This is a genomic window from Peptostreptococcus anaerobius 653-L, assembly GCF_000178095.1.
Lineage (GTDB): Bacteria > Bacillota > Clostridia > Peptostreptococcales > Peptostreptococcaceae > Peptostreptococcus > Peptostreptococcus anaerobius.
The window spans coordinates 26032-50050 of the sequence record NZ_ADJN01000036.1 but is presented as its reverse complement, the minus strand read 5'-3'; the positions used below and the strand labels follow the sequence as shown (position 1 = coordinate 50050).

The window sequence follows — 24019 nt, the reverse complement described above, 5'->3', positions numbered from 1 at the left end:
AATAAAAACTTGACACTGTCAAAATAAAAAAAGTAGAAGCAATTTATAGAAATTTATGATATAATGGAATTAAAATTGATTATCATTAGTAAAAAGCAGTCTATTTTTAGTTGAAAGAGGTGATATAAAATGGTTTTTCGTAAGGCTAGTACAAGAGTTTTGAAAAAAACAGCTTGTTTGACACTAGCACTTGTAATGTTGGCAGGACCTTGGATAATCCCACCAACAAAGGCTATCAATATGTCAAACGATGTTGCTAATTTGGTGGTTTCTGAAATTGGTACGTCAGGATATTCCTTAAAAAGAATGATTGAACCACAGGCCAAGCTGTACAAGACAGCAGATGGTATGAATTTAGAAATCTACTATTTTTCAAAATATAATTATTACAGATCGACAGGTCAATTGGAAGAATCAGGGATTGATAATATTCAGATAACAAGAACAGCTGAATATAAAAATCCTGAAAATCTTCAATCGGCAGTAGTCGAGAGTGGAAATGCAGGTGGCATCAACTATGAATTGAGGAAGATAAATCTAAAATTAGCTTCTATGACTTCCAAAGTATACTTATGGAGTGAGAGTAAAGGTAATGTCAAAGGTTGCATAATATCAATTAAGGATACAATCAATTCAGAAGATACACTAGAAAATCCAGACATATTATTTACAGCACAGACAAGAATTTTTCCTATGAATGCTGAAGAGTCAAATCTTCCATATGTAATGAATATAAACGGAAGAAAACTTAGTCCTTACGACTCAAGAGAGTTAGGTAAATTTATGCAGAGTGAAACAAAGGGAATAAATTTAAGATTTAGAAAGCCTAATTTTGGTGTAAGTAAGGGAGAGAAACTGAGGTTTACTCTAGATGGTAGCGAGCCAAATTCAAATTCTATGGAGGCAGAACACTTGTCTTTCAGAGGGTATGGTTTGCCTACTATCTATGAAAACGTAAATATCAAACCGGAGGATGTAAAAAAATATGTAGGTAAAAATGGTGGAAATCTAACCTTAAAAGTAAAATACTTTGATGAAAACAATAAAGCTATGCTATCAACAAAATCATATACAATACCTTATGGTAAAAGAGGTGTATACAAGGTAGAAAATTCATATTCTGAAGGGGGTTGGTTTAGTAGCCAAACATGGAATTTTTCGCTTACAGACTCAAATAGCGCAATACCATATGACAGTGCAATAAATATAAGTAATGGCAATGACAATGCTTGTTCGAATGCCATGTATGATATAGGCATATCGAACTATAAGGCATTTGATGTTCAGCTAAGAGAAGGTGATCAGAGCTATAAACCTTTGAGCAGACAAAGTTTCCCAGAGTATATTCAGCAGTTGGCTGTTGATGGCTACAGTGATGCAAACGATATAGCTGTATACACGATACAAAATTCAAAGGCAAAATTATTACCAGCAATGTTGACAAATGCCGGTTTAGTAAAGATAGATACAAATCTATCGTATGCAAAGTACATAATAGTTCCAAATGGAAGAAGTAAGGCAAAGCAAATTGCGCTAAGAGATGCTAATAATTTAAAGGTGCAGGCACAAGATATACTAGATGGGGATGCCGGACTAAAGGATATAAGTTATGCTACAAAATTAAGAAACGGTATCTTATCAGTAGACAATAAGATTGAAAAGATAAACAAGAAGTATGATGATTATGTCTTCAAACTGGAAAGAGCAAATCTTGAGTTAGAAAATTCAATAAGGGCCTTTAATGAAGCTCCTCAACTTACGGTAGCAGAATTAAAGGATAGGTTGAATATAGTCATAGAGAATGCAGACAAGGAAGAACTATATCAATCAAAGAGCAAGACTTCTGTAGAAGCCTTGAAGGCTGAACTTGCTAGGGCTAAGGAGATAGTAAAGACTTCAAACGATCCTAGTCAGATAGTAGAAGAAATAGAAGCCCTAAACACAGCCCTTAAAAATCTAGTTCCGGCAGGCAAGTACTACAAGGTACCGCTACAGGCCTTAAAGGAAAAGAATAATAAGCCTTCAATGGCTGCCGGTGTATTCCAAAATATGGCAATAGTCAAAAATACTGATGGAAAGTCTAGGATAACGATTGGACTAAAAGAAATGAAAGTTGGAGACAAGTTTGCTCATCTCGAAAAGTTGTTTGTATATCCTAATATGTCATCAAATGCAGAAGCAAAAGAAGCAAATATTGATGAAACAATGCAGGCAGTAGGCTATGATGGCGTAAAAGCCATATTCCCTAAGGTAATCAGCATAGACAGAGACAGTACAAATGAAGAATACATACTAGTACAGGTGGAAAACGATGCTATGGGAACGAGTAGACCGTTTTTGAGATTGAGGCTTGACTATGCGAATGCTCAAGAGGTAGATGGTGGTCAACCATATGACAATGGTGGCTCAAATCCTCAGCCACAGCCGGGACAAGATTGGAAGGTAGAACCAATACTTCCAGAAGAGAATGAAGAAGTAATAAAAGAGGTAAATGTAAATTTGATGCAGTTTGATGATGATGAAGAACCATCAATGGCCTCGCCAGCAGTAGTAAATCAAGGTCAAGTTGTAAAGAGAAATGGGGAATATTATGTAAAGTTATCTTTTAGAGAAACAGAAATATATGGCTTGCCAGCATATGTAAAATATGTATGGTACTTTGAAAATAACAATCCAACAGATCAAGCATCAAAAAGAAGTGTTAGAATTCTAGATGCATATAATGCAAATACACCAAGTGTAAGTGGGCAAATGATTAAAACATTTGAGATACCACTAAAGGATCCAAATCAGAGACAGGTATATGCTCAGTTTTCAGTACCTTCAATGGGTGAATATATCCCAACAGCTCAGTATATATTTACTGATAAATAATTTTTAAAAGGAGAGTAGAGAGATGAAATTAAAAAAACTTACAAAGAAAGCATTATTAGGAGTGTTAGTTGCAGGATTTATCATGAGTGTAAGCACACTAGCAAAGGCATATGACGCTAAAATAGTGAAGCAGCTCAATACTACTGTCACTTACAGTGATGGAAATGATGCTAGCAGTGAAAATCTTGGAAAGGAAGTAAAGGTTACAATATACCCTAATGATAGCAATATAAATACTAAAATTCACTCTATGGCAAATGTCCTTGTGGATAAGGTCTATATAAGTGGAACAGAAGGAAATGAAAAGTTGAGAATAACATTTAAGGAGGTTGTATTTAAACCTGTAGCAAATGTTGGTGAATTGCCATCATATATAGACAGGATAGTCTACTCTACAGAATTTAAGCCTATAAAAATAAAAGATGGGACTAAATACAAGACACCGATTGCAGATGCTACGAAAATATCAATGTATAATGTAAGTGACTCTAGCCAGTTTGCTAGCTATGTGAACTATAATGGGACACATATAGATGATGTTACAGGGCTGGATACCTTTGGATACAAGGGTATAAAAGAAAGAACAGTAGAAATACCAGTAAAGACTGTAACTGATAAGTTCAATCATACATACAAGCGTTGTTATCTTGCATTTGAAGTACCTGCTATGTATCAGGCTATCAAACCAAATGTAAAAAAGAATGCTGTTTTGGTGGTTGAGTAAGGCATAAATAAAAATATGTAATAAGGAGGTAGTGTCATATAGAATGGGAATTTCCCATTCTATATGATCTAATTTATATGAGAAAAATAAAAGAAAAAATAGTATCAATTTTGTTAGCCTTATCTATTATTTTCAATGTATCACCTATGGTACTAGCAGAAAAAAATAAGGCAGTCGATGATACTGCTATAATTAAGCAAATAAATTCTGTCGAGCCGATAGTATCTGGTTGCAACATAATTGCTAATCAAGGAGAACTTATAGAAAAGTTTGATAAGCTATTAGAGGGTACTTATCAAGAGGACACCTTTGACAAAATAGGTAGGGAGGATTTTTACTTTAACAGCAGAATGCTTTTGGGTGTAAATTTTAGCGTACATAAGTATGTAAAACTTAAAAAAATTGATGAAAATAAAACTGAAATAAGCCTAAGGTTTAATACTATTTTAGGAAAGTCAAAACTGGGATATTCTAATGCTGTTTTAATGGATGGCAATAATGAAATACAGCCAAGTAAAAAGCATATGGCAGATGCATACGCATACAAAACTATACCAAAAACTGGTGAAGATGGAAAGCCGATTGTAGAACCAGGAACTGCATCAAAAGATGGTGAAAAATTTAAGGTCATTGATCAAGCTACATACACCATCGACAAGCCTATCGATCAAATAAAAGATTTAAAACTTAAGTTTGAAATAAGCAGTACAGATGAAATAAAAAATATGTACAATGACGCATTAGAAAATGGTAATGATAGTACAGAAAAATTGAAAAAATTATTTGAAAAAGAAGCAAAACTAGGTATTTTGCATCTTCTTTATGGAACTGAAGTAAGTAAACTTACTGCTGAAAAAAAGAAAGAAAAGAGTGGGGCTCTAACTGAAGAAGAAAAAAAAGAAATAAATAGAACGGCGTACGACAAAGCCTATAAAGAACTTAAAAATAAAACAAATGAAGAAATCGAAAAAGAAATAAATAATGAGGCGGTTAAGAGAAGTAACCGTAATGGTGGTCTAGAAAATTATGGCTTTATTAAGGATGATAATAAATTGCACATTCTATATGACTATAAGCTAGATAGCTCTTGGAAAATGGATGAAAAAACATTTAATACACCTGAAAAGGTAAAGGATGTAGTATTAGGTTTGATTAACTATGGTAATTCAATTGATACAGTTACAGAGGAACTTTATGATAACGCAAAGGCAGATCAGAGCGCAGAAGATGTTACAGATTCTCTAGACAATGCACTTGAGTTCTCTATGGCTGATTCACATGGTACTGGTCAAGGTGGATGCTTTATAAGGTGTGGTCAAGTAATAAAAAGAGGCGACAAATACTTTCTAAAGGTGAAGGCAGATAAATACTTTACTGCTTCCGGTTTAAATGGTGCATTGAATTTTGTAGGGTCAGAGAGTAACATAAGTTCTGCCGATCTTCCTTATGTAGGGTGTCTGGCTTCTACAATAGCTAGAAAAAAATATGTAAATTCTAATAAAGTAAAGGAAGACATACTAAATGATGGCTATAGTGTCTATACTTGTTTTGAGGGGCTTGTCTACGATGAGATTGAGTTTGAACTACTACCTTTAAAGGATGGAGTAGTGTGCGAAAATCCTATCATATATGATAAGGATTGCAAGAGATGGGCAATAGCACTATCGGTATGCGTAGATGCAATGGGAGACTACACTCCTATGTGTCACATTTATATGTCAGATATGGATAATTTCGAGGGTTTTAACTATAGAAATTATATGATATATGACAATTTTAGAAGGAATTTGTACAAAAATTTCGATGTTCAACATGGAGATAAGCTAGATAAATTTAAAAAGAATACAGATATTTTTACAGGTGAAAGCATAAACAATATTTTAAAATTAGATGAGATGAAATTATATCGTCAAACATTTCCAGCTCAAAGCTATGAAGAAACAGAAAAATTGATGAAGGCTTGCAAGGAAAAAATAAAAGAAACCTTAAAAAGAAAAGATGGTAAGCCTGTTACTGATCAAGATATAGCATTTATGGACTACAATATGGATAAAGTAAAAGCATATCCAGAAGAATCGCCATTTGAACCAATTGATGCTAATATGTCAAATTCCACAACAGAGTTATCTGGCGAAGAACCACAAGAGGAAGAGGCAAGTGTAGATTCAGTAACAATCAAGGATAAAGACATTCAAATAGAAAAAGGAAAAAGCTACAGGCTTGAAGCAGATGTAGCAGGAAAGAACCTAAAAGTAGAAGATAAAAAGGTAGACTGGAATTTAGTAGGAAGTTATGATAAGGATACTACTATAGACAAAGATGGAAACCTTAAAGTATCAAAGAGTGAAGAGGCAGAAAAAATAAAGGTAAAGGCTACATCAAAGAAGGATTCTTCAAAATCAGATCAGGTAGATCTTGTTATCAAGAAATCTACTGTAATACCGACACCAAGTAAAGATTTGACAAAATATGACGAGAATAATAACAATGTAGCTGCAAAACCTATCTATGAAGAGATAGACTCCGCATATGAAATACCAGTAAGCCTAATAAATCATGTGGACAAAAATAGACCATCAATGGCAGAAGATGCTCTTATTAATGATAAGAAGATGATTGTTACAGAAAAGGGTGGTATCAAAAAGGCATATCTAGTTTTTGATAAGAGAACTGTACTTGGAGGAATAGAGGGAAGACTAACAAAACTATTCTCTCTTAAGGATAACAAGATTGAAAGTAAAAATAAAAACGACATTCTTTGTGATATACTATCATATAAAAAAGGTAAGCAACTAGGACAGGGCTCAGAAAAACTATTCCCTCATGTATTCAGTCTAGCATATACAGATTTTAAGGAGGGGGAAAATACCATCTATCTGAGAGTAAATGTGGATGCAATGGATACTGCTGGAGAAGGCTCAGGACAAAAAATTGTTGATTTAAAATTTAATACTAATAGCAAACAAGATTTAACCATAGATAGTTTAAAAAAGAAGTTTGAAAAATTCAACCATCCTAAGCATATGAAGATAGTATCAAAGGACAAGAAGACTTTTGTAAGCCTAGCCAATGTAGACGACAATGCCAAGTTAAATGTAGGCATATCTACTTCTAAGGATAATGAAAAACTAAAAGAGGTAAGTGAAAAAAATAAGAATCTTGCTGAATTAAAGGATAAGGAAATTTCAAAACTAATCCATACTTCTATACCAAAGGATACAAGTATAGGAAGTGAACCTATATTTACTTATCAAGTAGATTGCAAGGACTTAAAGAATCCTAAGCCATACTTTGTAGATGGAAACAAGTTAGAAAATATTCAGGGGGCTAGAATAGTTGGAAATACTCTTATATTTGGTCTTTCAAAGTTAGGTGATGTAATAATCACATCAGATGCAAAATCACCAAACCAACCAGAACCAAACCCACCAGCACCAGACCCTCAAAATCCTGCCAAAGTAAAATCAGTTAAGATTGAACAAGAAAACATTAAAGCAAAAGCAGGAAAAACATATAAGCTAACTGCCAAGGTGGAGGGTGAAAGTTTGTCTGATGAAGACAAGGCTGTAGACTGGAGTATATCTGGAAATGAACTTACAGCAACAAGTATCGACAAAAACGGAAATCTAAGTATATCAGCAAAAGAAAGCTCTACTAGGCTAAAGGTAAAGGCTACATCAAAGAAGGATCCTTCAAAATCAGACGAAGTTTCAGTTTCTATAGACAAGGTTGAGGAAGCTGACAGGGATTTAGCTTATTATGAAGTGCCGGTAAGATTAATGCATGTAGGTAAAACAGAATATGCTGACAATACACCATCTATGGGTGATAATGCCATAATAAAGACTGCTATTGTAAAGGTTGAAAAAGGCAAGCCAACGTATCAAATCAAATTCAAAGGCTTAGATTTTATGAATTTACACGGTCATGTGACAAAGTTGTTTGTATTTGATGAAAAAGTGACAAAGGGGTCAAATATGACGCCAGACTCAAATGGTAAAAAAACTGAAATGAAGGTATTAAAGCACATTGAAGATGAGTCTTTGATTAAAGGTTTAAGGAAAAAGTTCCCAGAAATATTTGAATTTTCGAGAGGTGAAAAAGAAGATGAAATATATGTAAGAGTAAATGTAGATGCTATGGATTCACTTTCATCAGTTGGTAAAAGTGGTAAGCTGGGTGACATTCATTCATATGATGAAATCAAGCAGGGAGCTGGTGCACAGTCTGCAATACTAAGATTCGATTGGAGCAAGGCAAGGAAGACTGATAAATCAAACTTTATTGGAAGCAAGGATGATAAAGATGAAAAAGTAGAAGTGAAGGGTAGATTATCTGGTTATGATAGATATGAAACATCTGTTGAAATATCTAAAGCGTACTTTAAAAAGGCTGATAAAGTTGTTTTGGCTAGTGGAATGAATGATGCAGATGCATTAGTAGCCGCTTCCTATGCTGATTTATCAAAGTCACCAATCTTACTAACTAAGATTAAAGACCTACCTAGTAAAACATTATCAGAAATTGAAAGATTAAATGCCAGTGAGGTTGTTATAGTAGGAGGAAAGGCTTCTGTTTCTTCTTATGTTGAGAAAAAGCTAAAGGAGAAGGGATTGGCTGTAAGTAGAGTTTCTGGAAGTGATAGATATGCTACTTCTATAGATTTGGCGAAAAAAGTGGTAAAGAATAGTAGTTGTGGCAAGTTAGTGCTTATAAATGGACGTAAAAATGCAGATGCTCTTACTGTTTCATCTTTGGCTACAAGTGAATCACTACCGGTTGTCATGACAGATGGAAACAATGTTTCAAAATCTGTTAAGAAATTTGTGAAAGATAACGATATAAATGAAGTAATAATCGTTGGTGGTAATTCATCTATGAACGCTAGGATGATGAAACAGTTAGACGTAAAAACTAGGAGGATTGCAGGAAAAGATAGATTTGAAACTGCTATAAAGATAGCTGATGAAGTTTATCCGTATTTAGAAAAGGTAATACTAGCAAATGGATATAACTCAATAGATGCTCTTTCTGCAGGCGCAATAACTAACATTGCAAAAGCACCTATTATTCTTATAAATAAAAATAGTATACCATCAAGTGTGAAGTCTAGACTTAAAGATTTGGATGAGGATGGAATTATAGTAGTTGGTGGTAAAAATACTATTACTAATAGCGTGTACAACAAATTAATAAACTAAATCGAATGGAAGAGACTCAGGTGGTGCTATATGTACTGACTTGGGTCTTTTTTATATCAGTAGTGGTCATATAATACTTTCTTATAAATAGATTAGTATTATGAAAAATTTATTTTGAATAGTTAAATCAATACCCAAAAATAATTAATATAATACTAATGATAATTAATATCGTATACTTGGAATAATGTTATACTAATCACAGTGAAAAGATATTGAGTATTAATAGTTATTGTGGATAAAATTAAAAAAATTGAATGGTGCAATGACTATTAAATGTTTAAATTTAAGGGAGGTTAAAATGACTTATAGTAAAAAGCATAGAAAAGGTAAAAAAATAGTTGCTATAGCTATGTCTATGGCTATGTTAGGAACAAGTACTATACCTTACATAAATGAAGGGGGATTTTTAAGTGGAGTATCATACGCTGAGACATCAGAATCTGAAGAAAATATTTGGCAGCATATAACTGTAATGCCACCACAGTATAGCCCTGAGTATAAATTTAATTTTGATCAAGATTTTGATAAAAAAAAGGCTAATGAAATAATAAAAAAGATTAAATATGTATTTATAAATGGGGATAAATACTCAATTAAAGAATTTGAAACAATAGACAGTCCATACTATGGTATTACTTTACAAAGTAAGACTGATAAGGCAGATAAGCATAAGGAATCATATAAAAAAGTGAATGATGCTAATTCAGCTAAGTATGCATTTGAGTTAACCAATGGTAAAACACACAAACTTTCATATAAGGTTGTGAAGAATGCAGGTGGCGAGAGTGATGTAACACCAGAATATAGTATAACTAAATCGTCTACTGGTGTTGTGGATTCAGATACGGAAGAACCAACTTTACCAAAGCCAGATGTAGATGATAAGGTGATACCAGAGGATCATTTAGAAACTAAAACATATGTGTGGAAAAAGACATCTAAAAATGGTGGAGAGTATGAAGCTGTTACGTGTGGTTTTTCATATTATATAAAAAATAGAGAAGTTGTATTAAAAGACTATATGGAAAATTTAAGTTCAATAGTTATTAATGGAACAGAATTTCCTATTAGCGAGTTTATAACTGATAGATTTGGTGGTATATATAGTTCTGAGGAGTATGCAAGTAAGCATGTTGAAAAATGGGACAGGGATACAAATAGAAATACCATAATTATAAAGTTAAAGGATGGTAGATACGGTACGTGGAAATCTCCGGCTCAAAAGGCTTTTGAAAGTAGTAACGGAGAAAAGAAAGAAAATCCTGGGAATACAACAGATAAGGGTAATGAACAGACTGGTGAAGCAATAAATACAAATACAAGCAAGAATTTTAAGAACCTTAAGATAGAGAATATATCTGTTGATAAAGAAAAACAAGTCTATCAAATACATTTATCTGGATATTCCCAAATAGGAGAAGAATTTGGGGATGTTAAAGACACTAATACTTTTTGGTTATATCACATGCAGACACTTTTGAAGAGTGTGGAGATAGATGGATATACAATTCCATATTCATATAAGGAAAATAGAAGGGTTGCATACAGTGGTGAAAAGGCTTTATTGACTGTTCAAGATCCTCATTTGAGTGGTTTTACAAACAAAAATGCACATAGGGTTGTTTTGAAATTCCATTCTGCTAAGGTTGGCAATTACGTAACGGCAGATAAATCAAAAGAAGATGGTAAGATAGTATTCCAGCAGAAGGGTTATATAGCCCCTAAGGAAGGTGAAGCTGAAGAAGCTGCTAGAAACTACGGAAAGAATAAAAAAACTGAGGAAGAAAAGAGGGTGGCGAAATACACTACTTCAGAAAATATACCAGATGGGACATATACAATCGGATTTAATGCCCTGCTTGCAGATGGAAGAGAAGGAACTTCAATGTTGGAAGGTTTCTTTGACAAAAATGTGAAGCTGGTAGTAGAAAATGGCAAGATGAAGATAACTATGTTAAATACACTGTTTGCTGATGTCTTATATGATTTTCAGATTCAAAGTGGTGGAGAGTGGCCAGGCAAATCCGAAAAGAAGTTCTGTGGAGAGGCAAATGCAAATAATATACAAGACCACGCAGAATTTACCATGAATATAAGTGATTTAAATAAGGAACATATAGGTGGAGTACTAGTTGGACCTATGGGTGGCCAGAAAAGTGATATAGGTCAGACAGATAAGTACACTAGGGTAAAGATAGTTTTTAAACCAGAAGTGTATGAAGGCTGGACTGGCTATGATGAACCTAAGGCTATTGCAAAAAAGAAGAAGTTAAGTGAAAAGGCGCTTCAGGAAAGACTAAAGGCATCTGGTGTCAAAGATACTGATAATAATGGAACTATTGATGGAAGTGAAATAAAGAAATTTTCCGGAGAACTTAAATTATCTAGAGGTCTAGGTGAGGAAGTAGACATGGGTGCTATATATGATATAAGTCTATTAGCAGGGAATATAGGACCTGGTGTTACAAGTATTGACCTTGGTGGAAACCATATTGAATCTATACCAAAAGACCTGTTAAAGGGTGCTACTGGACTTAAGAAATTTTATATAGGTGGAAATGCAGTTAAGTTTATTCCATCAGGGTTATTTGATGATTGTAAGGAATTAGAAGAAGTAAAATTAAATTCCAATGTAATAGGAAAACTTCCAAGCGACATATTTGACAAGAATACAAAGTTGAAAACTTTAGAATTGAGTAAGATTTGGTTGACTGAACTTCCAAGAGGTGTTTTTGACAATTTGGGCAACTTGGAATCAATAGATCTTAGTGAAAACAATATAAGAGAATTTGATAATGATGTGTTCAAAAATAATAGTAAAATTAAGTTCATGAATTTGAGCCATAATAAGCTTGAAAAACTGCCAGATAGTATATCAAAAGCGTCTGCTCTTGGAAATTTAGTTGCGCATAATAATGGATTGACTAGACTACCTGATAGCTTTGCTGAATTAGATAACATTAAAGAAATAAACTTATCCAATAATAAGATAGATTATATAGAAGATAATGTTTGGTCAAAACTTGCTTCAAAGGATAATGCTAAAATAGATTTGCATAATAATATATTGAAGTCTATTCCGGTAAACATTCTTAGAAACAAGAAAGATAGAAAGCTAGAGTTAGCATATAATATGATGGATGAAGATATAAAAATATCAAACCCAGAAGAATTAGGTATAAGTGCTAACCTAGAAAATGGTTACTTCCCACAGAAGAAAGCATATAAAGTAAAGGCAAATGCACAGAACAAAAAGATACAAGTTTCTACTGGCGACATTAATATGATAGACATGGCATATTGGAAGAGACCTGTAAAGAATGGTGAACATATTCCACAAACTAAGAGGGGATATATAGAAAAGAGAGACCAGTTAGCAGGAGCAGACCTTAAAGAGTACCTTGTCAATAAGGAAAATGGTCCAAGATGGAACTGGAAGGTTGTAACAAAAGTAGAGAAGATAAAGTTTAATATACCTACATTTATTGGTGAAGCTACTACGTCTAATGAATTGGATAAGAAAGTAGAAATCAAAGATCCAAGCATGAGGAATGGAGATAAGTATAGGGTTACAAAAACATTGTATCTTTCAAGATCATCCGCTGATAGAGACACCTATGAATTTGAGGTTTCATCTGATGTAGTTGCTAGTGTAGATAATGATAATGGAAATAGTGCAGATGAAAATAGGGTGTTAGAATATAGCCTACCTGTTAAGCTTGTGAAGTACGGGCAGGAAGACCAAGCATCTATGGGTGCTGATGCCATGAAAAGCATGGCAAAGGTAGTGGAATCTAGGGATGGTGTTAAAATAAGTCTTAAATTCCAACCAAAAGAGATGTTATTTGGTGGTGTAAAGATGAGAGGACATCTTTACAAATTTGCTACTTACAATAGCTTGGATGATATAAGAAACCATGGAAGGTATACAGAAGCTAATAGAGTGGAAACGTCTGATTATACTGATGGTGGAAAAACATTCCCAGGAGAAGTAGAATTCGTAAGAGACTCTAGAGGAGAAGAAAAAATTGGTGTAAGAGTATGGGTTGATGCTATGGATGAAGTAGCCAAAAAGGCTAATCCTAATGCTGATGCATCACAGCCAGCAGTCTTATTAATAGATTGGTCAAAAGCACCTAAAGACAGTTCTATAGGCAAGAATAAGTTGAAGGGTACACAGGGCGAGGAAGAAGGGATACTTTCTTCAAAGGCAGTACTAAAGAATAACATTGAGATAGGAGAAAAGCTTATAAAGGCCGGTGTGATTGAGGGTAGAAGTAGAGAAATGTTAGAAAAGGCTTTAGCGAGGGCCAAAGATTCTATTAATACAAATGATAGGGTGAAAATGTCAATTGCTAATGAGGTTGTTCTATTTGCTATAGATAACATCAAAAAGGAATCAGGCTCATCTGAACTTAATGACCCATCACAGCAGACAGATATAAAGAATATAGACAAGGATATAGCAAATAAGGAAATCAAGAATGGAGCTAAGTTATATTCAGTGCCAGTTAAATTGTGGCATGCTTTTGATAATAAGGCTTCAATGGGTAATGCTTCACTTGAAAAAACTGCTATTGTAAGTGAAAAAGATGGAAAATACACTTACTATGTTGATTTTAAGGGAATGGAATTCATGGGAATGCATGGACATCTTTGGGGACTAAGTGTATATGATTCTGATTCAAATTCATCGCTTAAAGAGGCAAAGGTTGAAAAGGAAATAGAAGACAAGGACTTAAACGGAAATATGAGAAAGTTTCCTTCAAGATATTCTTTTGTAAGAGATAAAAAGGAAAAAGAAATATTTACTGAGGTGAATGTGGATGCCATGGACTCTATATCAAGTAATGCAAAATCATATGATGCTATTGTAAAGGGCAGTGGCAAGCAAAAAGCTAAGTTGATATTTGATTGGTCTCAGGCAAAGGAATATAAAAAACTTACAGGTAATGACGTAATAAAAAGATTAGCTGGAAATGACAGATATGAGACAGCTACAAAGATATCTCAGAAGTTCTTTAATAAGGCAGACACAGTAATCCTTGCTAGTGGAACTAAAAATGCAGATGCCCTAGTATCAGCTTCATTTGCTAGTACAAACGAGGCGCCTATACTACTTACAGAAAAGACAAATGTACCAGCTAGTGTAAAGGCAGAGATAACAAGATTGGGTGCCAAGAAGGTAATCTTGTCTGGTGGACTAAGCTCTATGTCTGGAGCAGTTGAAAGCCAGCTTAGGTCTATGGGACTAAGTGTAGAAAGAGTTGCAGGCAAAAACAGGTTTGAAACAGCAGCAATGGTTGCTCAGAGGGTAAAGAACAAGTCCAACTCAAACAAGGTAATCCTAATAAACGGCGAAAAGGATGCAGATGCTCTAACAGTATCTTCACTAGCAACACAGGCTGGAGTACCAGTACTTATGACAAGAGCAAACTCATTAGATCCAAATACAAGGGCTAAAATAAATGAATGGAAGCCAGAAGAAGTAATAGTAGTTGGAGGAAATTCTTCAATAAGTGAAGGCATAATGAGACAGATAAATGTCAAGTCTAAGGTAAGGGTATCTGGAAGAACTAGGTTTGATACAGCACTTGCAATAGCAAATAAGGCATATCCAGATGCAAAAACAATATTTGTATCTAATGGCTACAATGCTGTAGATTCATTATCTGCAGGAGCAGTAACAGGTCTAGCAAAGGCGCCGATTATACTAGTAGAAAAGAATAAGCTACCTGCTAGTGTAGTAGAAAAGCTAAAAGGTAATAAGGATTTAATTATATTAGGTGGAAACAACACAATAGATGCTAATATAGAAAATAGTATTAAATAAGCAAGTAATAAAATCCCAATAAAGAATATTATACAGGCAGGGCAAGAGAAATATATCTCTTGTCTTGTTTGTTATATACAAAGATAGGACTCTTATACCACTTTAAACCAATTTCAAATAAAAACCAAAAATAGCTAAAGTATTGCCAACATATTTTAATTGATAATACCTATCTATTATGTTAAACTAATATTGGGAATAAAATGATACTGAGAATTTTAATCAATACAGAATCATGGATAATAGTGAGTACGTATATATAAATTATGGGGAAATAAGGGTGAAGATTATGTTTGTAAAAAGAGATATTAAAATTATTAATAGATTTATACTGGTTAGTCTATTGATAGTATCTGTATTATGGTCGAATTTATTTGTTTCAACAAGTAGGGCAGAGACTATGAAAGATGGGAATTATAAGGTGCCTATATCCCTTATACATAAATATGAAGACAGAAAATCAATGGGTAATCCAGCTATGACACAATATGGAATACTTTCTGTGAAAAATGGAAAAGCAACTATGAAACTAAGGTTTGTTGCTCTTGATTTTATGGGCTATAGAGGTTTTTTGGGTGAGTTTTATGTAAAGGGGCAAAAAGTTAAAGAATTAAGTCATTACGATGACATAGATGTATATAACAATCCTTCTACAGGTAAAGATAAGAGAATGAAGGGCAAGAAATATCCAAAAGATCTTGAGTTTGAAGTAAACGTAGGAGAACAAGATATACCTGTAGCCGTTTATGTTCCGGTTATGGAAGAGGTTTCGGGAGGCAATGGTGGCGGTCAACAGGAAGCCAAACTTAGGGTTGCTTGGGACAAGTCTGCAAAAGTTGGTTCTGACTCATTTGATGGTTTAGATTCAAGCGCACCTAGTCCTCCAGTTAACAATGGTCCTTCAGAACAAGATGATACAGACAGTATATATTCACCAAAAGACAAAAGAAACCTTCCTCAACTTGAAAAAGGAGAAGACTTAAAGTTGGAGGATGGATTATATTCTCTTGTAGTAAATCTTCACCATGAAAGAGAAGATAAGCCTTCTATGGGTAACGGAGCTATGGTCCACACTGCCAATATAGTAGCCAAGAATGGTAAATATACAATGCTGATAGGTAGCGATAAGATGGAAGTACAGGGGATAATAGCATCATTGGTATCCTTACAAATACGAGATGATAATGCCTATTATAGGTTTGCTGAACCCCATGCTTTTGACCTAGTGATACCAAACGAGCAGGATAAGAGACCTAGGGTGTTTAGCTTTGATATAAGTAGAAAAGACCCAATGATATATGTAAAGGTAGACCCAAAGGTAAAGCCTATGGGAGAGATACCTGTAGGAGCTAGGTTTAAGTTTGATTGGTCTAGTCTAAAGAAGATTGATCAAAAAGATGCCTTACTATACAATCTGATGAAGACGGGTACTCCTAGAAAGAAATTCAATCCAAATGAAACTATTATAAAGAAGACTGATATATTTGAGCTAGTAGCCAAGCCAGGTTGCTTCAAGGACAATATAAAGTTTAAGGTAGATACAGTAACTGGGGGCAACGACTATACAAAGGTCATGAAGACGTTTGGTAGATCTTCTAGTTTTGTAATATATAATTTTAAGGTTGAGAATGATTATGGGGTTCCTCAAAAGCCATCCAAGCCGATAGAAATAAAGCTTAAACTGCCATCTAACATCAAAAATCCAAAGGCTGTTTATGTGTCGGACATGTCTGATGTAAGTATAAAGACTAGCAATGGATATTCAAATCTTAATTTGAACAAGCTTGGTCAAGTGGCTATTGTGTCTTCTGATGGTGGTCCAAATAGGGCTAGTACTAGGGATAAATTTCCAGGTCTTAACAAGAAAAGTAGTGCAAGTACTGGCGCTAGATCTTCAAACAATAGAAGTGGTTTTTCTGATAGGAAGAATTCAAATAAAAGTCATTCATCTGGCAATAAAGCAAAAAGTAAAAAAAACAATAGTGAAACTAGTTCTGGTTCTAAATCATCCAATAGTGAATCAACATCAACTAGTGATCCAAGTAAAGGACTGATAAATGAATCGACTAATTTTGATCAATCTACAAGTGAGGATGAACCTAAAGAAGAGAATAGTACAGATATCAAAAAACAAAAATTTGAAGCCAAAGAAAATCCAAAGGTTATATTTTATTCCTTGTTAATAATTATAAGTATATTAGCTGGTTCTGCTTATTCATATATAAAAGTAGCCAAGAAGCTTATTTATGAAATAAAGTTAAGTAAAAAGTTAGACAGTGAGTTATCAAAAAATATATTTAAAAAAGACACGGTAATTGGCTCTTGGTTGGACAGTCTACAGGGAGGTAGAGATGAAAATAAATAGAAAATTTAATACTATACTACTTGCCCTTGTCATGGTATTTATTGCATTTACAACCAATGCCAAAGCTGGTGAAGTATATACTGCTGTTGCTAGAGGTTATTACGACCATCCAGTTACCCATGTAATTGAAGATCCAGGCAATAATCCAGGCATAGGTGAAGGTATGGTAAACAATGTTGTATATGGGGTCGCCTTGATAGAAAAAGATGATGACGGTAAGTTATATGCAACAGTCAGGTATAACCTTAGGGACAATATTAAAGATGTTGTCATGTGGGTTCAAAATAGGGGGGATAGTGGTTTTTCCCAAGTACCTGTAAAAGAAATATCAAATGGTGGTACTACAGGAGATTTCAGATTTGAGATTCCATCTGCTGATTGTGTTGTTAAATCAAGCTTTTTTGTAGAGCCTATGGGAAGGGCAGTTATATTTTTTGTGGACTTTGATGACTTACAAGAAGGTGGCGGTAATGGATTCAAGGTAAGTGTAAAAACAGACAAGCCTGTAAAGAATGAAGATAGGGTAAACGAGCATACAAAGGAAGTGAGTGCTCCAACTAGTTCTAGCGTACAGGCTGCCACAAGGAATAGTGGTTCTAAGAGTAATACAAGCTCAACTAGTGCTAATTCTAAAGCCAGGTCAGAAAATAATAAGTCACACAAAAAGTCACATGACAATAATAAAAAAATAGGGGATAGATCTAATAAGACAGTCTCTGGTCTAAAATCATCAAACAAGAGTCTTGGTAAACCAGTTGGGCCTCCAAGCTCAGGAGACGAGAAAGAAAGGATAAATCAAGCAGACCTAGGTTATAAGCATGGTTTGCTTACCAACAAAGATTTCGATGATTCGCAGACACTTGTTGGTACATCTCAAAAGGATGAAAAAACACCATGGGGACCTTTTACAAGGGCATTATTTACAATTATTATAGTCATGATAGCTATATTGCTTACAATTGTTATGTTGGGGGCTATAGGAATAGCTGTCTTATATAAGTACAAGAAAAGAAAAAACATGGAATTAGAAGAGATTCTAGTGTCTAGTAATTCTGATATGATCGGTGGTGGTATAGATGACTAGACTAGGTAAAAAATTGGTCCTAGTAGGCCTTGTTTCACTACTTAGTATCGTATTTACTGCCTGTGTTGACCAGCATCCTGGTGGCAAGGATGGCCAGATAGAGTCTCTTAGCCAGATACCTCAGATAGATAATCCAAGGATAATAGCTACATCTCCTGCTACAGTGGAGATCATGGATGGGCTAGATGTTGATTTGGTTGGGGTGCCAGACAGTAAAATCTCCAAATTGCCCAAGAGATATGATTCAGCTACCAAAGTGGGTATGGCTATGTCACCGGACATGGAGATTGTAAAGGGATTAAATCCAGACTGGGTATTTAGCCCGGTCAGCCTCGTGAGTGACCTACAACCTAAATATAAGAATGCTGGACTTAGGTATGGTTTCTTAAACCTAAACAATATACCAGGTATGTACAAGTCCATATCTGACCTTGGTGTAGTTCTTAATAGGCAGTCAGAGGCTGAGAAGATGGTAAAAGAATACGAAGATTTTATGAAGGAATACAAGGAGCGTCACAAGGACAAGAAGAAATTAAAAGTTTTAGTTCTTATGGGATTGCCGGGATCCTATGTAGTTGCAACAAATCAATCATATGTAGGATCACTGGTAGAACTTGCAGGAGGTCAAAATGTATTTGAATCAGATACAGACCAGTTTATAAATATATCTACAGAGGATATGTTGAAGAAAAACCCTGACCTTATATTGAGAACCGCTCATGCCATGCCTCAAGAAGTCATGAAGATGTTTTTGGATGAATTTAAAACAAATGACATATGGTCGCACTTTGAGGCTGTCAAAAAAGATAGGGTATATGACTTAGACTACAAGAAGTTTGGTATGTCTGCCAAGTTTAACTACCCTGATGCCCTTGAAGACCTAGACAAAATTTTTTATGGGGGTGATAAATAGTGGAGTGGTCTAATTTTAAAAATGGATTACTTAGAAAGATATTAGACAAGGATACAAGAGGTTATGCTGTAAATACAAGGAAAAAGACAGTGGTGTTTTTAACAACTTCTGTTTTATTGATACTATTGTTTTTTATAGCTATTAGAACAGGTAGCATAGATATAAGTTTTTCTAAGCTGATGTCAGGTCTTTTTGTAAAGAGAAATCCTGATGTTGCTACAATTTGGGACCTAAGATTTCCTAGAGTAATAATAGCTATGTTAGCAGGGGCTGCTATATCAACATCTGGAGCCCTTTTGCAGTCAGTGATGAAAAATCCTCTGACAGACCCAGGTATAATCGGTATATCATCAGCAGCATCCTTTGTTGCAGTGATAATAAGTTCATTCTTCCCAGCTATGTATTTTTCAATACCTTTTTTTGCTGTTCTTGGAGGACTTGCTGCTTACTTGTTGATATACCTTCTAGCTTGGGATGGTGGAGCCAACCCAGTGAAATTGATACTTGTGGGTGTTGCCCTTAATATGACTTTTTCAGGCCTGTCTGAATTTTGTAAGGCTTCAGTTGGCAAGGGGGCGAGCCTGTCTAGAGTCCAATCTATAGTAGAGGGCAATATAGCCCAGAAAACATGGGCAGATGTAAATCTCCTATTCTGGTATGTCTTGATAGGACTTATAGTTGCATTTCTGCTTGCTAAAAAGTGCAATATCCTATCTCTTGAAGATAAAACTGCAAGGGGTCTTGGTGTGAATGTCGATAGGGATAGATTTATAGTTGCGATTGTGGCAATAGTTATAGTAAGTATATCTACAGCCACAGTTGGTGTAATAGGCTTTTTGGGGCTTATTGTCCCTCATATAGCCAAGTTATTGGTTGGTAGTGACCACAAGGTTAAACTACCATATACAATGCTCTTGGGTGCAGTTATGCTCTTACTATCCGATACAGTAGGTAGGGCTATGTTTGCCCCATATGAAATACCTGCAGCAATTATATGTGCTGTAGTAGGTGGTCCATTCTTTATACTATTACTTAGAAGAGGGGGAGATAGTTTTGGAAGTTAAGAACTTAAGTTTTTCATATTCGAAAAATTCGCCCCTAATCCTAGATGATATATCATTTAAGATATCAGATGGCAAGATTACAACCATACTTGGACCAAATGGTTGTGGTAAGTCTACTTTATTTTATTTGATGACCAAAAACCTAGAGCCCAAGATAGGGGAAGTGACCCTTGGCTATAGAAGGATAGATTCTATGACCAATAGGGAGTTTGCAAAAAAGGTGGCTATAGTCCACCAGTACAACAAGGTTGCCAATGATATAACAGTAAGACAGTTGGTCAGTTACGGACGTACTCCATACCAGGTGATGATGAAGGCTAAGTCTGAAGATGATGAAAAAATGATAGATTGGGCAATGGATGTTACAGACCTTGGACCCGTTAAGGATAGGACAGTAAACTCGCTATCAGGTGGTCAAAAGCAGAGAGTTTGGATAGCTATGGCTCTGGCTCAGGGTACTAAGATATTATTTTTGGATGAACCTACAACATACCTTGATATCAAGTACCAGTTGGAGACCCTAAAGTTGATAAGAAACTTAAATAGGGACCTAGGTATTACCATTATAATGGTCCTACATGATATCAACCAAGCAATGTACTATTCAGATGAAATTATAGGTTTAAAAAATGGTAAGGTCCTTGTAAAGGGGGATGCCAAAGAGGTTATAACAGAAAAAGTAATAGAGGACTTGTATGGTGTACACCTGAAAATTATTGACCTTGATGGTGAAAAAGTAATAATGAATGTTTAGAAATTAATCTTGACAGATATCAAGCAATATTGAGGACAAAGTTAATTGATTATAAATACAGTATGTATTTACATATAAAAGAATTTAAAATATTAATGTATAGTTAACAAAATTGGGAGGTAGAACTATGAATAAGAATTTTAAGACAATTATGTGTGCTACAATGGCAGTGGCTTCAGCTACTAGTGTGGCTGGTTTTGCAGGTAATATAAGCGCAGATGAAGTTGCAAATGCAGCTGTAGAATATAGCGTGCCTGTTTACCTAAAGCATGCAAATGAAGATAAGAAATCCATGGGTAACAAGGCTATTGTTGGAAATGCCAAGGTTATTGAAAAAGATGGAAAGTCTACTATATACATACAAGTAAAGGGTCTTAGCTTTATGGGAATGTTTGGTCACCTATGGGGCATGAACGTATATGAATCAGGTTTTGATAGTTCTACTAAGCCAGCTATAGTAGAAAAGATGGTAAAAGACAAGGGACTAGATGGTAAGGATAGAGACTTCCCAAGCATAATTAAGATAGAGAGAAATGCTCAGAAGGAAGATTCAATATATATAAATGTTGAAGTTGATGCTATGGATGCTATTGCATCAGATGGAGCAAGATCATATGACAAGATCAAAAAGGGAGCAGGAACTCAGAAGGCAATAATAAAACTTGACTACTCAAAGGCTAAAAAAGTAGGTGAAGAAAAGCCAAGTACAAATGCCCAGGTAAGTAGAATATCTGGTAGCAATAGATTTGCTACTGCTGCAAAAATAAGCGAAAGTACTTACCAGTCAGCTGACACAGTTGTACTTGCAAATGGTAGAAAAGAAGCAGATGCCCTTGCAGCAGCACCACTAGCAGCACTTAACAAGGCTCCAATCCTACTTACAGAAGCTAATGTGTTAAAGACTGAGGCTGAAAATGAAATCAAGAGACTAGGCGCTAAGAATGTAATTATAGCAGGTGGAAATGGGTCTGTATCACCTCAGGTAGAAGCAAAGCTAGTAGCTATGGGTCTAAAGGTAGAGAGAATTGCAGGAAGCAACAGATATTCTACATCTTTAGCAATCGCCCAGAAAGTTAGGGAAAAGTCTACAAACAAAGACCAGGCAATTCTTGTAAATGGTAAGCAGTCAGCAGATGCCCTAGCAGTATCATCACTAGCTGTAAAGGATACTACTCCAATAGTTCTTGCTGAAGCCAACAATATACCAGCAGATACACTAAAGGCCCTAGATTCTTGGTCACTTGCAAGACTTACTGTAGTAGGCGGAACAAACTCTGTTAGTGATTCAGTGAAGTCATCTGTAAAGGCAAAAGAATCTGTAAGAATAGCAGGTAAGAGTAGATATGCTACATCAGTAGCAGTAGCTAAGGTTGCTTATCCAGAAGCCAAGTCACTTATGGTGGCAAATGGAAAGATAGCAGCCGATGCCCTAGCAGCTGGTGTTGCTACTTCAAATATGAATAGCCCAATTGTACTTGTAGATGGGGTAAATTCAAATCCTGAACTTAACGCATTTGTAAAGGCCAACCAGATAGAGAAATTAATATTAGTTGGTGGTCAGACTAGTGTTTCAGATTCAGTAGTTAAAAATATATATAAGTAAAAATTCTATATTTTGTAGGCTATGCGCTATACTATTATTTATATAATAATTAATAGTATATAAATAGTCACATTAAAAGAATTTATGCTGTACAATAGTTCTTAAGTAGTCCCCTGTGTATTGATTTACAAGGGGATTATTTATTTGGTATACTATTTATGATTATTAGGACAAAATTGTATAACAAATTATTTGGTAAATGGGTTATAATGATAAAAGGTAGTCAGGGATATTAGGGAGGTAAAAATGATTTCAAATAAAATTCAACAAACGCAAACATTGAAACTCAATATATCCAATAATTTGGTGCAATCACTTAAGATACTTAACATGGGTAGACAAGAGCTGGAAGAGGAATTAGAGAATTTTTCTCTTTCAAATCCTGTCTTAGATGTTGAAATAAAGAAAGATACAATCGACTGGGAGAAATACTTTAAAAACGAAAGAGGGTCTATTAGTTACGATAGGAATGAATCTGCCTATCAAGATGACTCAGACTATGATTTTGAGAATATGACTACAGACTATGACAGTCTATATGATAGTTTGCATGGACAAATAAATATTATTAAAATGGATGAGTCAAAGAGGAAAATATGTCACTATTTGGTAGATAGCCTAGATGATGATGGATACCTAAGAGAAAAAGAGGAGGATCTAGCTAACAAATTTGGTGTAGACAAGTCAATTGTACTGTCTGCTATAAAAATGATACACAGTTTAGAGCCAGCAGGTATAGGTGCTAGAAACCTTCAGGAGTGCATTATTCTTCAGTTGAGGGATAGGTATATATTCGACAAGCAGTTGGAGCAAATGGTCCTAAATGACCTAAACTTAATAGCTAACTCAAATATATCTTATCTGTCATCTCGTTACAAATTTACTAGGGATGAGGTCATGGAATATATCAATATTATTAGGTCTTTGGATCCTAGACCAGCTCAAAAATACGCTAGAACAAATATAGTGTATGCCTTTCCTGATGTAATTGTGGAGTACCAGGATGGAGAGCCTATGGTAAAGTCATTTAAAGAACGTAACATAAGTTTATCTATAAACCAGTATTACAAGGATCTTCTTTTGACAAGTGATGATGAGGAAGTAAAAAAATACATAAAAGAGAAGTTGAATTCAGCTAAGAGTATGATAAATGATATTGAAGAAAGAGGTAATACAATAGTATCTATTTCCAATGCTATAATAGAGTTCCAATATGATTATTTTAAGAATAATGGAAGGCTAAAGCCTATGACTCAGGCTGATATTGCAGACAAGCTTGATTTACACATATCTACAATCTCAAGAGGGGTAAACGACAAATATATGCTGACAAACAAGGGGCTGTTTGAACTAAAGAGGTTCTTTACAGGTGCTTACGAGTCTAGGGATGGTGAGGATATATCTACGGATACTGTAAAAGATGAGATAAAGACGATAATAGATGGTGAGGACAAGCGTAAACCTTTAAGTGATTCAAAGATAGAGGGTATGCTTAAGGAAAAGGGCTTTGATATAGCCAGAAGGACTGTATCAAAATACAGGGAAGAGCTAGGTTACCTAAGTTCTTCAAAAAGAAAAAATATATAGTTTATAAAATGGGA

At 34.8% G+C, this 24019-nt stretch carries 11 protein-coding genes; all 11 read left to right on the top strand.

Translation table 11 applies throughout. The features are described from left to right. Positions 1 to 129 precede the first annotated feature (129 nt). The 11 genes from HMPREF0631_RS03950 to rpoN all read left to right on the top strand — a co-directional run bounded on the left by HMPREF0631_RS03950 (position 130) and on the right by rpoN (position 24005). Complete coding sequence (locus tag HMPREF0631_RS03950; protein ID WP_002843578.1) at positions 130 to 2874, top strand: hypothetical protein; 2745 nt, start codon at positions 130 to 132, stop codon at positions 2872 to 2874. A 22-nt stretch (positions 2875 to 2896) separates the two neighbouring features. Beyond that, positions 2897 to 3598 carry a hypothetical protein gene (locus HMPREF0631_RS03945; protein ID WP_002843576.1) on the top strand — a complete coding sequence of 234 codons (702 nt, stop codon included), beginning with the start codon at positions 2897 to 2899 and terminating at the stop codon, positions 3596 to 3598. A gap of 77 nt (positions 3599 to 3675) precedes the next feature. Continuing rightward, positions 3676 to 8799 carry a cell wall-binding repeat-containing protein gene (locus HMPREF0631_RS03940; protein WP_002843569.1) on the top strand — a complete coding sequence of 1708 codons (5124 nt, stop codon included), beginning with the start codon at positions 3676 to 3678 and terminating at the stop codon, positions 8797 to 8799. Positions 8800 to 9100: 301 nt separating this feature from the next. Continuing rightward, positions 9101 to 14635: a cell wall-binding repeat-containing protein gene (locus tag HMPREF0631_RS03935; protein WP_002843573.1), complete on the top strand. Its 5535-nt coding sequence runs from the start codon at positions 9101 to 9103 to the stop codon at positions 14633 to 14635. A 289-nt stretch (positions 14636 to 14924) separates the two neighbouring features. Further along, positions 14925 to 17000 carry an NEAT domain-containing protein gene (locus HMPREF0631_RS03930; RefSeq protein WP_242821660.1) on the top strand — a complete coding sequence of 692 codons (2076 nt, stop codon included), beginning with the start codon at positions 14925 to 14927 and terminating at the stop codon, positions 16998 to 17000. Beyond that, the gene (locus tag HMPREF0631_RS03925) at positions 16987 to 18084 is read left to right on the top strand and encodes a heme-binding Shp domain-containing protein (RefSeq protein WP_002843598.1); all 1098 of its coding nucleotides are present in this window, start codon (positions 16987 to 16989) and stop codon (positions 18082 to 18084) included. The genes HMPREF0631_RS03930 and HMPREF0631_RS03925 overlap by 14 nt, the downstream gene beginning before the upstream one ends. After that, entirely contained in the window at positions 18077 to 18997 is a 921-nt protein-coding gene (gene isdE / locus HMPREF0631_RS03920; protein ID WP_002843570.1) for a heme ABC transporter substrate-binding protein IsdE, read from the top strand. The genes HMPREF0631_RS03925 and isdE overlap by 8 nt, the downstream gene beginning before the upstream one ends. Further along, a complete protein-coding gene (locus HMPREF0631_RS03915) occupies positions 18997 to 20061 on the top strand; it encodes a FecCD family ABC transporter permease (RefSeq protein WP_002843566.1) in 1065 nt (354 codons plus the stop codon). The genes isdE and HMPREF0631_RS03915 overlap by 1 nt, the downstream gene beginning before the upstream one ends. Further along, the gene (locus HMPREF0631_RS03910; protein WP_002843601.1) at positions 20051 to 20815 is read left to right on the top strand and encodes an ABC transporter ATP-binding protein; all 765 of its coding nucleotides are present in this window, start codon (positions 20051 to 20053) and stop codon (positions 20813 to 20815) included. The genes HMPREF0631_RS03915 and HMPREF0631_RS03910 overlap by 11 nt, the downstream gene beginning before the upstream one ends. Before the next feature lie 127 nt (positions 20816 to 20942). After that, entirely contained in the window at positions 20943 to 22418 is a 1476-nt protein-coding gene (locus HMPREF0631_RS03905) for a cell wall-binding repeat-containing protein (RefSeq protein ID WP_002843559.1), read from the top strand. A gap of 246 nt (positions 22419 to 22664) precedes the next feature. Continuing rightward, positions 22665 to 24005, top strand: coding sequence for an RNA polymerase factor sigma-54 (gene rpoN / locus HMPREF0631_RS03900; RefSeq protein WP_002843600.1), 1341 nt, complete (start codon positions 22665 to 22667; stop codon positions 24003 to 24005). Positions 24006 to 24019: the final 14 nt, after the last annotated feature.

Coding starts and splice junctions, on each gene's coding strand:
- HMPREF0631_RS03905 (WP_002843559.1), top strand. CDS start 20,943: ATGAATAAGAATTTTAAGACAATTATGTGTGCTACAATGGCAGTGGCT.
- HMPREF0631_RS03940 (WP_002843569.1), top strand. CDS start 3,676: ATGAGAAAAATAAAAGAAAAAATAGTATCAATTTTGTTAGCCTTATCT.
- isdE (WP_002843570.1), top strand. CDS start 18,077: ATGACTAGACTAGGTAAAAAATTGGTCCTAGTAGGCCTTGTTTCACTA.
- HMPREF0631_RS03935 (WP_002843573.1), top strand. CDS start 9,101: ATGACTTATAGTAAAAAGCATAGAAAAGGTAAAAAAATAGTTGCTATA.
- HMPREF0631_RS03930 (WP_242821660.1), top strand. CDS start 14,925: ATGTTTGTAAAAAGAGATATTAAAATTATTAATAGATTTATACTGGTT.
- rpoN (WP_002843600.1), top strand. CDS start 22,665: ATGATTTCAAATAAAATTCAACAAACGCAAACATTGAAACTCAATATA.
- HMPREF0631_RS03925 (WP_002843598.1), top strand. CDS start 16,987: ATGAAAATAAATAGAAAATTTAATACTATACTACTTGCCCTTGTCATG.
- HMPREF0631_RS03945 (WP_002843576.1), top strand. CDS start 2,897: ATGAAATTAAAAAAACTTACAAAGAAAGCATTATTAGGAGTGTTAGTT.
- HMPREF0631_RS03950 (WP_002843578.1), top strand. CDS start 130: ATGGTTTTTCGTAAGGCTAGTACAAGAGTTTTGAAAAAAACAGCTTGT.